Origin of the sequence: Angustibacter sp. Root456 (genome assembly GCF_001426435.1) — a bacterium.
Classification (GTDB): domain Bacteria; phylum Actinomycetota; class Actinomycetes; order Actinomycetales; family Angustibacteraceae; genus Angustibacter.
The window spans coordinates 436,553-450,151 of the sequence record NZ_LMER01000015.1 but is presented as its reverse complement, the minus strand read 5'-3'; the positions used below and the strand labels follow the sequence as shown (position 1 = coordinate 450,151).

General features: G+C 70.8%; 12 protein-coding genes and 1 pseudogene. 8 read left to right on the top strand and 5 right to left on the bottom strand.

Annotated elements, in window-relative coordinates:
- Window positions 1-1,048: 1,048 nt before the first annotated feature.
- From ASD06_RS09890 to ASD06_RS18870, 3 genes are all read right to left on the bottom strand, one after another.
- Window positions 1,049-1,345 carry a HigA family addiction module antitoxin gene (locus ASD06_RS09890; RefSeq protein ID WP_056676347.1) on the bottom strand — a complete coding sequence of 99 codons (297 nt, stop codon included), beginning with the start codon at window positions 1,343-1,345 and terminating at the stop codon, window positions 1,049-1,051.
- Window positions 1,346-1,361: 16 nt separating this feature from the next.
- Window positions 1,362-1,643, bottom strand: a complete 282-nt coding sequence (locus ASD06_RS09885; RefSeq protein WP_056676344.1) for a type II toxin-antitoxin system RelE/ParE family toxin — start codon at window positions 1,641-1,643, stop codon at window positions 1,362-1,364.
- 280 nt (window positions 1,644-1,923) lie between these two features.
- Window positions 1,924-2,070: a hypothetical protein gene (locus ASD06_RS18870; RefSeq protein ID WP_157371619.1), complete on the bottom strand. Its 147-nt coding sequence runs from the start codon at window positions 2,068-2,070 to the stop codon at window positions 1,924-1,926.
- A gap of 813 nt (window positions 2,071-2,883) precedes the next feature.
- On the opposite strand from ASD06_RS18870, the gene ASD06_RS09880 reads away from it, so the two are divergent.
- The 4 genes and pseudogenes from ASD06_RS09880 to ASD06_RS09865 all read left to right on the top strand — a co-directional run bounded on the left by ASD06_RS09880 (window position 2,884) and on the right by ASD06_RS09865 (window position 7,626).
- Window positions 2,884-5,289: a RyR domain-containing protein gene (locus ASD06_RS09880; RefSeq protein WP_082537892.1), complete on the top strand. Its 2,406-nt coding sequence runs from the start codon at window positions 2,884-2,886 to the stop codon at window positions 5,287-5,289.
- Window positions 5,290-5,300: 11 nt separating this feature from the next.
- A pseudogene (locus ASD06_RS20005) lies at window positions 5,301-5,555 on the top strand (toll/interleukin-1 receptor domain-containing protein); the annotation flags it as partial.
- 209 nt (window positions 5,556-5,764) lie between these two features.
- Window positions 5,765-6,679 (top strand): DeoR/GlpR family DNA-binding transcription regulator, encoded by a 915-nt coding sequence (locus tag ASD06_RS09870; protein WP_056676333.1) that lies wholly within the window; start codon window positions 5,765-5,767, stop codon window positions 6,677-6,679.
- Complete coding sequence (locus tag ASD06_RS09865; RefSeq protein WP_056676330.1) at window positions 6,676-7,626, top strand: PfkB family carbohydrate kinase; 951 nt, start codon at window positions 6,676-6,678, stop codon at window positions 7,624-7,626. The genes ASD06_RS09870 and ASD06_RS09865 overlap by 4 nt, the downstream gene beginning before the upstream one ends.
- A 69-nt stretch (window positions 7,627-7,695) precedes the next feature.
- Here the strand turns inward: ASD06_RS09865 and ASD06_RS09860 are convergent, their stop codons facing one another.
- Both ASD06_RS09860 and ASD06_RS09855 read right to left on the bottom strand, forming a co-directional pair.
- Window positions 7,696-8,742 carry an S-layer homology domain-containing protein gene (locus tag ASD06_RS09860; RefSeq protein ID WP_162248062.1) on the bottom strand — a complete coding sequence of 349 codons (1,047 nt, stop codon included), beginning with the start codon at window positions 8,740-8,742 and terminating at the stop codon, window positions 7,696-7,698.
- A gap of 423 nt (window positions 8,743-9,165) precedes the next feature.
- Window positions 9,166-10,398, bottom strand: a complete 1,233-nt coding sequence (locus ASD06_RS09855; RefSeq protein ID WP_200942002.1) for a PP2C family protein-serine/threonine phosphatase — start codon at window positions 10,396-10,398, stop codon at window positions 9,166-9,168.
- Window positions 10,399-10,754: 356 nt separating this feature from the next.
- Here ASD06_RS09855 and ASD06_RS19360 point away from each other — a divergent pair, with 356 nt between their 5' ends.
- The 4 genes from ASD06_RS19360 (at window position 10,755) to ASD06_RS09840 (ending at window position 13,565) form a co-directional block, all read left to right on the top strand.
- Window positions 10,755-11,237: a GAF domain-containing protein gene (locus tag ASD06_RS19360; RefSeq protein WP_200942001.1), complete on the top strand. Its 483-nt coding sequence runs from the start codon at window positions 10,755-10,757 to the stop codon at window positions 11,235-11,237.
- Window positions 11,237-11,512 carry an ANTAR domain-containing protein gene (locus ASD06_RS19355; protein WP_200942000.1) on the top strand — a complete coding sequence of 92 codons (276 nt, stop codon included), beginning with the start codon at window positions 11,237-11,239 and terminating at the stop codon, window positions 11,510-11,512. Before ASD06_RS19360 ends, ASD06_RS19355 begins: the two co-directional genes overlap by 1 nt.
- Window positions 11,509-12,267, top strand: a complete 759-nt coding sequence (locus ASD06_RS09845) for a GAF and ANTAR domain-containing protein (RefSeq protein ID WP_056676318.1) — start codon at window positions 11,509-11,511, stop codon at window positions 12,265-12,267. The genes ASD06_RS19355 and ASD06_RS09845 overlap by 4 nt, the downstream gene beginning before the upstream one ends.
- 134 nt (window positions 12,268-12,401) lie before the next feature.
- Entirely contained in the window at window positions 12,402-13,565 is a 1,164-nt protein-coding gene (locus ASD06_RS09840) for a MalY/PatB family protein (RefSeq protein ID WP_056676315.1), read from the top strand.
- Window positions 13,566-13,599: the final 34 nt, after the last annotated feature.

Here is a 13,599-nt window from a genome sequence, read left to right as displayed (position 1 = left end):
ACCCGGGCACCTGAACCGAGCCTGCGCAGGCACCGGTCCTGCCGTCAATGAAACAAGTAGCCGTTGTGCGGGCGGCTACGCTCGCCCGAATCTGATGATCCACACATCACACCTCGTGTGAGGTAGCCCCGCCCCCGCCTTGGGCGACTACTGCCGAGCCTGTACGTGACGGATCAGGTCGGCAAGGATCGCCGCCAGCTCGGCCATGGACCGCTTGCGGACCCTGTTGGTAAGCAGTGGCTCACTGAACTCGTCGACCAGCGCGTACGACCTCACGATGAGCGCTTCTCCCCGAGCATCCAGACCCTCGATCGCAGGACCAGCCTCGCCATTCAGCGCCCGACCACAGTTCGCTCACGAGCTCAGCAACCGAAGCGTCCAGTCCCGACTCTGGGCGCCAGACACTCACGAGGTGATCCAGGTCGTGAATCAGCTCCTGTAGTTCGGAGCGAGTCAGGCGACCATCCATCGGTGGCACGCCCTCCGGTATGCCGAGCTCGCCGCGAACCGTCGTCCACAGTGCGCGGATGCCGTCGTAGTCGCGCCGGGGATGGCCGGCCAGCTCGCGCAGCGCCGGCGTGTCGACCCCATTCAGTAGCCACTGAGTCGCAAGGTCTGGCAAGGCGTACAGCTGCAAGCGGGCCCGCATTAGGGCAGCCTCTGCCTCCGCGGGTGTCATCGTCACGAGCCCATCATGGCAACAGCCACCCTGACTGGGCTGGCGGACGACCGGAGCCTCCGGCCGACCCGTTTCCGCTGCTACCGTGTAGCGTGCGGCCTCCCCGCGGCGTCTCCGACGGAGATCCACAGCGGTTAGCGTATTCGGGTGCTCAGCGCAATCTTCGGTGTCTGGATGGCCAACATCCTGGAAGTCATATTCCGCAGCCGCCGCGCCGAACGCCGCCACGCGCATAAGGACACTCGGGGAGACCACCGAAAGCGTTGAGCACCCCGCCGTGGGCTTACGGATCTGCCGCGTGGCTTGCGCCCGCGGCCATCCACTTCTGCCGCGATGAGAGTGCGTCATTCCGCCGCGCAGGGCGCGTGGTCAAGCGCTCTGGAGAGGGCGGATGTGTTCGAGGGCGGCGCCGAGGTGGTCCCTCTCGAGCTCAAGGTCGTATCGGGTCTGCAGGTTGAGCCAGAACCGGTCGCTGGTGCCGAAGTAGCGGGCCAGCCGGAGCGCGGTGTCGGCGGTCACCCGACGCTTGCCGTGGACGATCTCGTTGATTCGGCGCGGCGGGACGCTGATGGAGATCGCCAGGTGGTGCTGGGTGACCCCGAGCGGGGTGAGGAAGTCCTCGAGGAGGACCTCTCCGGGATGGATCGGCGCAATGGTCGTCGTCATCGGTGTCCCTCCTTGGTCAGTGGTAGTCGACGATCTCGACGTTCTCGGGTCCGGCGGGGGTCCAGGTGAAGCAGATCCGCCACTGCTGGTTGATGCGAATGCTGTGTTGACCGGTCCGGTCGCCTCGGAGGGCTTCGAGCCGGTTGCCCGGCGGGATCCGAAGGTCATCGAGGGTCTCGGCGGCGTCCACGATGACAAGCTTCCGCAGGGCGGTCCGCTCGATCCGCGGATCGAGCTTCTTGGTGCGTTCTCTCGACCAGAGGCGTTCGGTCATGCTGTTGCCGAACGACCTGATCACCCACCGAGCATAACGCGGTGCGTTATGTCCTGTCTATGAAGCGGCAAGATGGACAGCACGCCGACGCAGCCCACTTCGCCGCTTGTTGGCGTTCGGTCGCGTCGAGTCGCAGCCTGGACGGCGAGCTGTCTGCGACGGTCGGCTCTGGTCCGAGCCCGTCGAGCAGCCTTGGCCTTGAAGAGCGCGAACTCGTCGTTGGACAGGATGCCGTCCCGGTGAAGGTCGGCCATCTGGGTCGGCCCGACGCGGACGAAAACCGCAGGGACGGGCGCGTGCGGATCTAGATGTTTGCCGTGTACCCCTCGAGGACGTAGTCGTTGAGGACCTCTCGTTGCCAGAGGCCCTCGCGCTCGGTGGTGGTGAGCCGGGCCTGGTCGCATGCCTCGTCCCAGTGGTGGTGGATGGCGTCGACGACGTCGTCGATCACGGCGCGGGCCGCGGCCTCGGCGAGGTGGAAGTCGGGTGCGGCGGCCAGGGCGGTGGCGAGTCGGCTGTCGCGGCGCCCGTTGCGGGTGAGTGCGATGGCGTGGCTCGCTTCGCGGCCGCGGCGTGCGACGGGTTCGGTGCAGCGATGACCCAGCGCGTCGGACCCACTACACCGCAGACAGCGCGCAAGCCGGCCCTGTCTCGGGCCTTCGGCAGCTCAAGTCGATGCTTGCTTCAGGCTCGACGGTCGCGTACGGGCGCACCTACAGGGAGCGCCCCGACGCGATCTCGCTATTCGAGCCCGAGCTGCCCCTCGCCCCCGGCACTCCCTTGGTGTGCCTACCGCCCGAGGGTGAGATGAGTCTGTGCCTCGGGTCGGGGCAGGGAGGTAGCGTTGAAAGTGGCTCGGACGTAGCGCAACTCTCGGCGCCCTCATCGGGTGCGGCCGTCGGCGCGTGGCACGTCGATAGGGTTCGTCGTCGCCCCCTCTTCGTAGCCCCTAGCTTCCTCCGCTCGTGCCGCAAGGCAGGAGGCGAGCGGACGTCGACGGTGGGAGGAGTGCCGTCGGTCCGGTGCTGACCAGCGCTGACCAGCTGCAGTTTCGCAGCCAGCGCCAGCAGCACCGCGAGGGCCGCGCCGTCGGGTTGTCGGGCGCGATCTGCCCCGAACAGCCAGCGCGTCGTGGCGCAATCCGCATCGCGCGCGCCCAGACCTGGTAGGAAGCGTTGCATGTCGGCAACCGCGCCCGCGCTGCGTCCGTGGCTGAGCTTCTCTTGCGTGGCCAGGCGAGGGGCATGATCCGCACGGAGCGCGTATGCCGAGTCCCCTGACCCGGCGCCGGCATCGACGCCGGGTGCTGTCGTCTCCCCGGCAGCGGCCGAGGGCGGTGCGGCGACCGGCAGCCTTCGACCAGGTGCTGCTGGCCGTCTTCACCGCCCTGACCGCAGCCCTGGCGCTCGTGCTCGCGGCGGTCGCGCTGAGGCCGTCGCTGGCGACCTCGTTGCCGCAGGATCTTCGCCGCCACGTCGACTCCGGTGCCTGGGAGACGATCCTGCTGCTGGCGGCCCTGGGCGTCGCCGCCTTCCTCTGTTACTGGCTGCCTCGGCGCCGCCAGGTCAGGCCGTTCCCCGTCGTGGCCGGGGCCGCCCTGAGCCTGCTCGCGGTGACGCTCGCGATGGCGGCCTACTGGGGATGCTCCGGGCGGCAGGCGCCGTTCTGGACCGCGCTGCACTGGACCATGGCGCTGTTCGTCGGCAACGTCATGGAGCCGTTCGGCAGCTCAGCGTCGTGCCCCGCCCCGATGCCGCTGGCGTTGCAGACGGCCAGGATCGCGGCCCTGGCGACGACCTTCGGAGTGGCCGCGGCCCTGGTCAGTGTGTTCCGCGCCCAGTGGGATCGGCTGCGGGCGCGGGTGGCCCGGTCCGTGCTCCTGGTGACCGGCATCGGTGACGACGCGCTCCGCCTGCTCGAGCGGTTGGCCGCGCACCGGCCGTTCGGTACCTCCATCGTGGTGCTCGAACGTGACCCCGCGCACCCGAACATCGCGAGCGCCCGGGCCTTGGGCGCCCTCGTCGTGCTGGGCGATCCGGCGGCGTCCGAGCAGCTGGGCGTCCTGCTGCGCGACGGGCGGAACCTGCGGGCGGCCTACCTGTTGGGCGAGCGCAGCAGCGCGAACATCGAGGTCGCGAGCCGGATCGTCGAGCTGGTGCGCGGCCGCGGAGGCCGCGACGGCACCGTGCCACGGCTCGTCGTCCGCATCGACGACCCCTGGCAGGCCGAGGACTGGCGCCGCCGGCACGTGGTCGACGCCCCGGCCGTCTTCTCGGACACCATCGGCGTGTTCCAGGTGACCGCCCGCGAGCTGCTCAACCACGCGCTGCGCGTTCGGGCCGACCGGCTGGTGCTGATCGGTTCGTCCGCGCTGACGCTGGCGCTGCTGGACGAGCTCGCGCAGCATCGACGCGAGGAGGCGGAGTTCTCGGCTCCCTCATCCCTGGACGTCGTGGTCGTCGACCCGGAGGCGGCCGAGCTCCTGGCCGACCACGAGCTGCACCAGAGCAGGTACGGCAACGTCGGGCTCACCGGCCCGACGGGAGCCGGGTTCGAGGGCTCTCCGGCGTCGGCGACGGTCGTGGGACAGCTCGTGGCCGGCTGCGAACGGCCACTGGTCGTGGACACGCGGGAGCCGTCGTCCTCGTCGCTGCGCGCGGCCGAGCGGCTGGCCGCCCGGCTGCCTGCGTGCCAGGTGCTGGTGTGGACGGACGACGAGCAGGGCATCGCCGACGAGGCGCTGATGGGCAACCTGCGCGCCTTCGGGCTGACGTTGCTGGCGGACGGCAAGCTGCCTGAGGACGGCTGGGAACGGATCGCGCGACGTCAGCACGAGCGGCACGTCGCGGCTGACCCCGACCCCACGGGTACCGCGCCCGGACGGCGCCCCTGGCCGGAGCTCTCGGACTTCTACCGGCAGAGCAACCTGCGGCAGATCGCCACGACCATGAAGATCGCCCACCACGCCGGCCGCTCCTGGACGCGCCCTGCTGCGTCGTCGACCGGGGCGAGCCCGTTGTCCGACGCCGAGATCGACGCGCTCGCCCACCACGAGCACGAGGCGTGGCGCCACTACCTGTTCACCAACGGCTGGCGGTACGGGCCGGATCGCAGCGACCACCGGCTGCGGCACCCCAACCTCCTCGACTGGTCGTCGCTCGACGACGAGGCGCGGCTCAAGGCGCGCGACGGCGTCCGCAACTCGTTCGCGCTGCTCGCCACCCTGGGCTACCACCCGTTCCCGGTGGCCGATCCGAGTGCCGCCTCGCCGGAGCCGACCGGCACCGACCTGCGCCCGTTCCGGCGGATCGGCCGGGTGCGAGCCAAGCGCCAGGACCAGCCTTGGAGCTGGACCAGCGCGTCCGGCCACCAGATGTCCGGCGAGGCGGGTGACTGGCTGGTCACCGGCGAGGACGGCGGGCAGTGGTCGATCCGCGACGCCGACCTGCGGCGCACCTACACGCACGTCGCGGATGACGTGTGGGAGCGTTCCGGCGCCGTGCGGGCCAGACCGGGCCGGCCCGGCGAGGTGGTGGAGACCCAGGAAGGACCCACCGTGGTGCGGCACACCGACTGGGTCGTCGAAGACGAGCTTCAGCACCGGTGGGTTGTCCCCGATGCACAGTTCCGGGCCAGCTACACAGACCGACAAGGGCGAGAGAGACCGTGACAGCGCAGAAGATGTTCGTGTCGTATTCGTCGGCCGACCGTGAGGCCGCGGACATCGTCCGCGAGCAGGTGGAGGCGTCGGGCCGCTCAGTCTGGATGGCCCCCCGGGACGTCCCGGCCGGACTCAGCTACCCCGAGGCGATCATCAGCGCGATCCGCGACTGCGACTGCGGGCTGCTCGTCCTGAGCGAGCAGTCCAACGCGTCCCCGCACGTGCTGCGCGAGGTGGAGCGACTTGCGGCGGACGGCAAACAGCTCTTCGTGGTCAGGTTGGAGCCCGTCGAGCTGTCCGACGGCCTCGCGTACTTCGCCAGCATGCTCAGTGGCTCGACTGCCCGCGCGACCAGCTCGTGCGCGACCCGGCCCCTTTGCTGGCTCCCATCCTCAGCCGGATGCCGGCGCCCGAGCAGCGAGTGCCACCGCCGCCGGGAGCAACCCCGGGCGCGCTACCGGCCTTTACCGTCCACGCGTCGGAGGTGGACTTCTCGGCGCTCGCCGACGCCCAGCGGCGGATGCTCTCGACGTTCGGTGTGGCGGTGCTCGACTACATCTGCCAACGACCCAACCCGGCGCTGCCGATCGCGCGCCGTGACCTCTTGGCGCGCCTGACGGAGACCTCGCCGGGCGTCTTCGACGGGCTGACCAGGCGGCAGTTCGAGGCGTTGCTCGATGATGCACGCGCCAACGGCTGCGCGCCCGGTCTCAGCGAGACCGCCGAGGGTCTGTTCGTGGTGGAAGAGAACATCGCGGTCAAGCGCGAGCGCAACCAGGTCGCCAAGGCGCTGATCGCGCGGTACGCCGCTGCGCTGGTGACCGACGGGTCGGTCGTGGCGGTCGACGGCGGCTCGACCACCTTGCCGATCGTGGAGAGCATGCTGGCCGCGGTCGAGGCGGGTGACCTCGAGGACATCACGATCGTGACCAACTCACTCACGAGCGCCCAGGTGATCAGCGAGTTCATGACCACGCTCGGCTGGACCGACGACACGGCGCTGGTCGCCCTGCACCTGGTCGGTGGCGTGGTGCGACCCAACACCCACGCCACGACCTGGGGCGACAAGGTCGGGCGCGAGGTCGAGGAGCTGCTGGACGAGCTCGGCGGCGGTGACAAGCCGATCGACTTCGGCTTCGTGGGTGGCAACGGCTTCGACCTGGAGACCGGCATCACCATGGGTTCCGACGCCGAGCTGGGCTTCAAGCGCTTCGTGCTCGAGCACTCCCGCGCCCCGTTCGTGGTGGCGGACAGCTCCAAGGCCGGGATCTCCCTGCACGTGAAGATCGCCGACTGGAAGGAGCCCTTCACGCTCCTGACCAACGTCCTGCCGCCGCACGTCCTCCAGCGGCTCGACGAGCTGGTGCTGTCCGGCGTCATCACCGAGGTGCGGGAATGACCCTTCGCACGGTGACCCTGAGCCCGGGGTTCGACCATCACGTGACCGTCGACGAGGTCATCCCCGGAGGGGTCGGCTCCGTCCTGAGCTGGACGGTCGCGGCCGCAGGCAAGGGGCTCAACGTCGCCCGCGTCGCGTCGTGCCTGGGGGTGACCACCACCGCGTACTCGCTCGTGGGGGCCGACGACGCTCCAGAGTTCGCGCGGCTGGTCGAGGCGGACGGCGTGCGACCGGTGCTGGTCGACGTGGACGGCGAGACCCGGCGGAACCTCACCTTGTCGGTGGCCTCCACCGGCGCTCCGGCCAGCCACATGACGGGTGCGCGGCTCGCGACGGCGGTGGATGACGACGCCGACGCGTTGGTCGACCGGTTGCTGGCCGACGTCGAGGCGGGGGACGTGGTGAGCTTCAACGGTGCAGCGCCGCCGCCCATCCGGTCGCAGATCTGGGCCCAGGCCGCCCGGAGCCTCGCGGGCAGGGGAGTGCGCATCGTGGCGGACGTCCAGGGCGATGCCCTGAGGGCGGTGGTGGAGACCGGCCTGATCCGCATGGCGAAGCCCAACGAGGACGAGGCCGCGGCCCTAGTGCCGGACTCCTCCGAGCATCCTGTTCGGGCCCAAGGCATCGCAGCGGTGCGGGCGATGAGCGCGGCTGGTGTCGAGGACCCCGTGGTCAGCCTGGGCGCGGACGGCGTGCTCCACCTCGTCGACGGCGAGCTCTGCCGCTCCTGGAGCGCGGTGTCACGGGCGGCCGTGGCGGTGGGTGCCGGGGACGCGTTCGTCGCCGGCTACTGCGCCGCGCTCGCGTCGCCGCGGTGGACGGGCACCGACCCTGTGTCACTCGGGCTCGCGGCCGCGGCAGCGCACGTCTCGGGCGAGAGCGGCGAGCGGTTCGAGGGTGCGGTGCGGGCCATGGTGGCGAACGTCCGTCACGAGCAGCTGGCCTGAGCGCACCACTGCCGAGGCGTGGGCGTGGCGAGCTGTGAGAACCCGCGCCCGAAGAGCTGGCACCTCCCCTTACGGGGCGGGGTCGGGTGCCGGCATTCCGGCCGCTGCGAACTTCATCGCACCGTCGAACAGGGTCGATTCCTGCGGCAGCGTGAGGACCGTCGCCGGGTTGAACACGTCGCTGCTGGCCGGCTTCATCAACCCGGCGTCCACCACTGCCTCGATCGCCTGCCCGGCGTAGTACTGGCTCGTCACGTCAGCGAACGGCGAGCTGGTGGTCGACGGCACCGGCAGCCCCAGACCCTTGGTGAACAGCAGCGCGGCGACGGCGCGACTGACCCCGCCGGTGGGGTCGAAGTGGGTCGCGTCGACCGGCCGCAGCAGCCCGGCGCTGACTGCTGCGACAACGTAGAGGCTGCTGTAGGAGTCGTCGGGCACGTCGACAAACGGTGAGGTGACCGTGTCGTCGACCGGCAGGGAGAGCGCTCGCACCAGGGTGACGGCGAGCTGCGCACGGGTGACTGCCTTGTCGGGCCGGAACTCACCGTCGCTCAGACCACTCATCAGCCCGGCCTGGGCGACGGACTCGATCGCGGCGTAGGCGTAGTTGACGGTGGGGACGTCGGTGAACGTGGGCTGCGCCGGTGGCGCCGACGGCAGGTTCAGTCCCTTCGCCAGCAGTACCGCCAGTTCGGACCGGTTGATGGTCGCGGCGGGCGCGAAGCGACTGCCGTCGATGCCCTTGATGAGGCCGGCTTTCGTCATCGCGTCGATCGCCGGTCCCGCGAAGGCCTCGGTCGGCACGTCGGAGTACGACCCGGTCACCGTCTCCGGGGGCGACAGGTCCAGCACGTCGACGAGGACGGTCGCGAAATCTATCCGGGTGATCATCTGCTCCGGCCTGAACGTGTCGTTGCCGTCGTAGGCGAGCAGTCCCTTGGAGGCGTACTCGACGAGCTTGGCGTGAACGTCCGAGGGGACAGCCGCCGCGGAGAACGCCGGCACTGACGGAGCCGGCGGCTGCTCCACCACCGGCGGTACCGGGGGCGCAGACGGCGTCGGGGCCACCACCGGGGCTGGCGGCAGCTTGACCGGTGCCGCACGTGGGGCGTCCACGGGCAGAGAGACCCTGCGCGGCACTGCCGGGGACGGCGCAGTGCTGCGCCCGAAGAACGCAGCGCTGAGGGGAGACGGCGCAGTGCTGCGGCGGGACGCGGCAGTGTCAGGCGGCGCCGCAGGGGTGATGAGCGGCGACGGTGCGGCCGGCGTGACCGGCGCGGAGCTGGGGGCAGATGGGGCGGGTGCGGGTGTTCGCTCCGGGGCCGTAGCGGCGTCCGGGCTCGACGTCGACCCGTGCAGGTGCGAGTAGGTCACCACCCCGGCCGCGGGCACGGTCACGGCCGTGACACCGATCAGGATGCGCGCGAGCAGCGAGGAGGGAAGGCTCAACATGGCGGGGATGGTGCGCTCCTGTGGATGGAAGACCGAGGCCTACCAACCCGTCGGCGCGAGCCATGGGCGACTTGACCGTCCGCAGCCCTACTGGTCGATCTGGTCCCCGTACCAGTCGACGATCAGGACTGTCGCGTCATCGCGCACTGCACCTCCGGTCACGTGCAGGACGGCGCCGGTCAGGACCTGCACGGTCTGGCGAGGGTGCAGGTGCGACAGGGTGCCGAGCAACGTCTCGATCTCAGCCGCCGCAGCGTCGCGCTCCGACATGCCGTCAGTGACGAATGCGAGCCGGTCGCCGGGCTGGAGCCGGACGCGCTGGGCCTCGTACCTCACGTCAGGGAAGACGCCAAGGACGAGCCCCGGGGCGAGAGGAAGCTCGCGGACGCCCCCATCCCTCACGAGGAGAGGGTTCATGTGCCCAGCGTTCACCATCTCCAGCAAGCCGGTCCGCAGGTCGATGCTCCCCAGCAGTGCCGTCACGAACTGGTCGGATGCGGCGTGCTGGGCGATGTGCGCGCTCGCCACCTGTGCCTGCTCGCGGAGCCCGAGGCCACGCCGGCGGCTGTTGCGCAGGCTGCCGACGGCCAAGGTGGCGAGCTGCGCTGCGGGGACGCCGTGGCCCATGGCGTCGGTGATCGACAGGTGCAACCGGTCGCGGTCGACCATGTAGTCGAACGTGTCCCCGCCGGCTTCGTTGGCCGGGACGAGCCACCCTGCGAGCGCGAACTGCGGCCCCTCGCAGGCGTAGGAGGCAGGCAGGAGCCGGCGTTGGATCTCGGCTTCCAAGGTCAGCCGGGTGCGGCGCTGCCCGATCTCGTACAGGTCGCTGAACCGCCGGTCAGCGATGACCACGAAGGCCAGCACCTGACCGGCCAGGCTCAGGTAGTCCAGGATCTCCGTGCTGGGGACGTCGGCGAGCGCCAGCTCCAGCACGCCGAGCGCCTCGCCCCGCTCGCTGACCGGAACGTGCACCCACACGCCGTCACAGTCGCTGCTGACCTGGGGCTGCTGCGTCACCAGCGCCGTGCCGGCCGCAGACTCGGCAATCAGAACCTGCTCGCCAGCGGCCCGCAGCGGCCGGGACTTCCCGGGCGCCGTCCGGCGGGCGAGGCGCGCGAGGGTGAGCCCGCTGTTGTCCGCGATCAGCATGCTCACCTCGGACGCGTCGATCCGGACCGACAGCTCCTGGGCCAGTGCGTCCACGCCTTCGGCGGGTGGCACGGCTGCCACGGCGTCGAGCAGGGCACGCAGGTGCAGGGAGGCGCCGCGCGAATGGCGCTTGCGAAGCGACGCCACCTGAGCCTGCAGGGGAGTCACCGTCTGCCCCGCGGCTGCGCGTCCGTCAGACCACCAGTCAGACCATCGCATCCGACACCAGCGCTGCGGTTCCCCGTGGGGTGGGGGGTCGTTGCGCAGCACGGTCGCGACCCGAAGGCCGCCGAACGTGGGGAAGGGTGCCTGGCTGAGTGCATCAGTCTGTCCATCCTGGGGCGTGGAGGCAGGCCGATGGGCCGCCTCTCGGCGCCGCGCAAGGTCTGGACGGGCACGCACCGCGCGTGCGCTCTCGACGGTAGTCGCCGTGACCGGCCCGCGCCAGCGAATCACTCCCGAGCGTTCGGCTGAACGGTGGCAGGATGGACTCGTCCGCACCGTCATGGTGCCGAGGAGGTCGGGTGGACAGGCAACGGCTCAGAGACGCGCTCGGTGACGCCGTCACTGACGCCTCCACGCCGCTCGCCGCCGCCGACAGCCTGTGCGCTGCCTGCGTCCAGCTTCTGGGAGTCGATGGTGCCTCCATCTCCTTCATCGGGGGCGGGAGGATGCAGGGGACGTTCGGATCCAGCAGCCAGCTGAGCCGCACGTTGGACGAGCTGCAGTTCACCTACGGTGAAGGCCCGTGCCTGGACGCCGCGTCGCTGCGCGCGCCGGTGCTGGTCCCCGACCTCGACGACCCCCTCGAACGCCGCTGGCCAGCGCTGACCCAGGCGGTCTTGGACCACGGCGTCCACGCCATGTTCGCCCTCCCGATCGCTGTCGCCAGCACGTCCATCGGCGCGCTCGACCTCTATCGGCGTGCCAAGGGAGCCCTCGACGACGGGGAGCTGTCGGGTGGGTCGTCGCCGCCGGGCTGGCGGGGCTGCCGCTGCTGGATCTGATGGCGTCGGTGCTGGACTCCGGCGGGGCTGCTGACGGGACTGCAGGTGACGACCAGCTGGCGTCGTTGGAACGCGTCGAGGTGTACCAGGCGACCGGGATGATCGTCGCCGCGCTCGAGGTCACTGCCGGGGATGCTCTGGTCAGGCTGCGGGCGCACGCCATCGCCCACAACCTCACCGCCAGCCAGGTGGCCCATCAGATCCTGAACCGCCGTCTCGTGCTGAGCAAGGACGACGGGCCCGCGACCGGGCGCCACTCGGACGGTGCGGCATGACCGCACGCGAGGACGACATCGTCGCCGCCTTCGTGTCGATGGCGGGCAGCCTCGCCCAGGGTCGCGACGTCAACGAGCTGCTCACCGACCTGGCCGCAGAGTGCGCCAGCCTGCTCGACGTCAGCGCCGTCGGGCTGCTGCTCGCGGACCGGCGTGGAGCCCTGCACGTCGTTGCCGCGTCCTCCGAACGCGTGGCGGACCTCGAAGCCTTCCAAGCCCAGCGGGCCCAGGGCCCGTGTCACACCTGCTACCTCGACGGCCAGCCGGTGCACGTCCCGGATCTGGCGGCCGTCGCCTCGCGCTGGCCCGACTTCGCGTCCGTCGCGGCGCAGGCCGGTGTGGCGAGCGTGCACGCGGTGCCCATGCGCTTGCGCGACAACGTCGTTGGCGCCCTCAACCTGTTCGGCACCACGCCAGGCGCGCTGAACGAGTCCGACCTGCGGCTCGCGCAAGCGCTGGCCGACGTCGCCACGATCGCCCTGATCCAGGACCGCGCTGCGGCCGACAAGACGCTCGTCAACGAGCAGCTGCAGACCGCGCTGGACAGCCGGGTCGTTCTCGAGCAGGCCAAGGGGGTGCTGTCGTACAACGGTGATCTCGACATGGCGGCGGCCTACGCGGCGCTCAGGACGTACGCCCGAGATCACAACCTCAAGCTGACCGACCTCGCTCGGGCCGTGGTCGACCGAGCCCTCCCCGCCGCCCTCGTGCTCAACCACGCCCGGGCCGATCGCAACGCAGCCCGCTCGGAGTAGTCCGTGAGCTCGTGACCGAGCGTTGCTGGGCCGAGCCGGTGTGCCTGCGCGCGCATGTCGTCGTCGTCCCTCAGGGTGGGCTCAAGGGTCCACGTGACTGCGCCGGACCCCCCGGCCGGGACGAAGGGTGTGACATGAGCGAGGACGTCGAGTTCGACGCCATCACGGTCGAGAGCCTGCGCGCGATCGGCGGAGTCAAGTGGTCGATGTACCCGGACCGGATCGGCGCCTTCGTCGCCGAGATGGACTTCGGCACGGCGCCGCCGATCACCGAGGCGCTGCACGCCGCGGTCGACGCCGGCCTCCTCGGCTACCTGCCGAGCGCCCTGGGCACGCAGATGTCCGACGCGTACGCGCAGTGGTCACGCACCAGGTACGGCTGGGACGTCCCGCCCGAGCGCATCCGACCGCTCCCCGACGTCCTGGCTGGCCTCCAGGCCGCCATCGAGCACTTCAGCGCTCCGGGTTCTGCCGTCATCCTGCCGACGCCCGCGTACATGCCGTTCCTGACGATCCCGCCGGCGATGGGCCGCGAGGTCATCCAGGTGCCGCTGCTCCTCGAGGGCGGGCGCCACGTCTACGACCTCGACGCCGTGGACGCCGCGTTCCGGGCCGGCGGGAACCTGCTCGTCCTGTGCAACCCGCACAACCCCGTCGGCCGCGTGCTCGACAGAGGGGAGATGGAGGCGATCTGCGAGGTCGTCGAGCGCCACGGCGGCAGGGTGTTCTCCGACGAGATCCACGCCCCTCTGGTCTTCTCCGGGCACCGGCACGTGCCCTACGCCTCGGTCAACGACGCGGCGGCGGGTCACACGCTGACCGCGGCGTCGGCGTCGAAGGCGTGGAACCTGCCGGGCCTGAAGTGCGCGCAGCTGATCCTGTCCAACGACGCGGACGCCGAAAAGTGGGCGACGGTCGGCATGCTGCCCGAGCACGGCGCCTCGAACCTCGGCGTCATCGCCAACACCGCGGCCTACACCGACGGCGGCCCGTGGCTCGGGCAGGTGCTCGCGTACCTCGACGCCAACCGCGGCCTGCTCTCGGAGCTGGTGACGACGCTGCTGCCCGGCGTCTCCTACGAGCCGCCGGAAGGCACCTACCTCGCCTGGCTGGACTGCCGAGAGCTCGGCCTCGACGATCCCGCCCAGTTCTTCCTCGACAACGCCGGCGTGGCCCTCACCGACGGCCGCGCGTGCGGGGACGCCGGCACCGGCTTCGTCCGGTACACCTTCGCGACGCCGCGGCCCGTCCTGGTGCAGACCTTGGAGCGCATGGGAGAGGCGCTGCGCTCCCGTTGACACCCGCGTCTCGACGGCGTCGGGTGCCCCCGCC

Bases quoted from the DNA above. Each gene is read 5' to 3' on its own strand.
- ASD06_RS09865 (WP_056676330.1), top strand. From the start codon at position 6,676: ATGACCCTTCGCACGGTGACCCTGAGCCCGGGGTTCGACCATCACGTG.
- ASD06_RS09890 (WP_056676347.1), bottom strand. From the start codon at position 1,345: ATGACGACGACCATTGCGCCGATCCATCCCGGAGAGGTCCTCCTCGAG.
- ASD06_RS19355 (WP_200942000.1), top strand. From the start codon at position 11,237: ATGGCGTCGGTGCTGGACTCCGGCGGGGCTGCTGACGGGACTGCAGGT.
- ASD06_RS09840 (WP_056676315.1), top strand. From the start codon at position 12,402: ATGAGCGAGGACGTCGAGTTCGACGCCATCACGGTCGAGAGCCTGCGC.
- ASD06_RS09880 (WP_082537892.1), top strand. From the start codon at position 2,884: ATGCCGAGTCCCCTGACCCGGCGCCGGCATCGACGCCGGGTGCTGTCG.
- ASD06_RS09845 (WP_056676318.1), top strand. From the start codon at position 11,509: ATGACCGCACGCGAGGACGACATCGTCGCCGCCTTCGTGTCGATGGCG.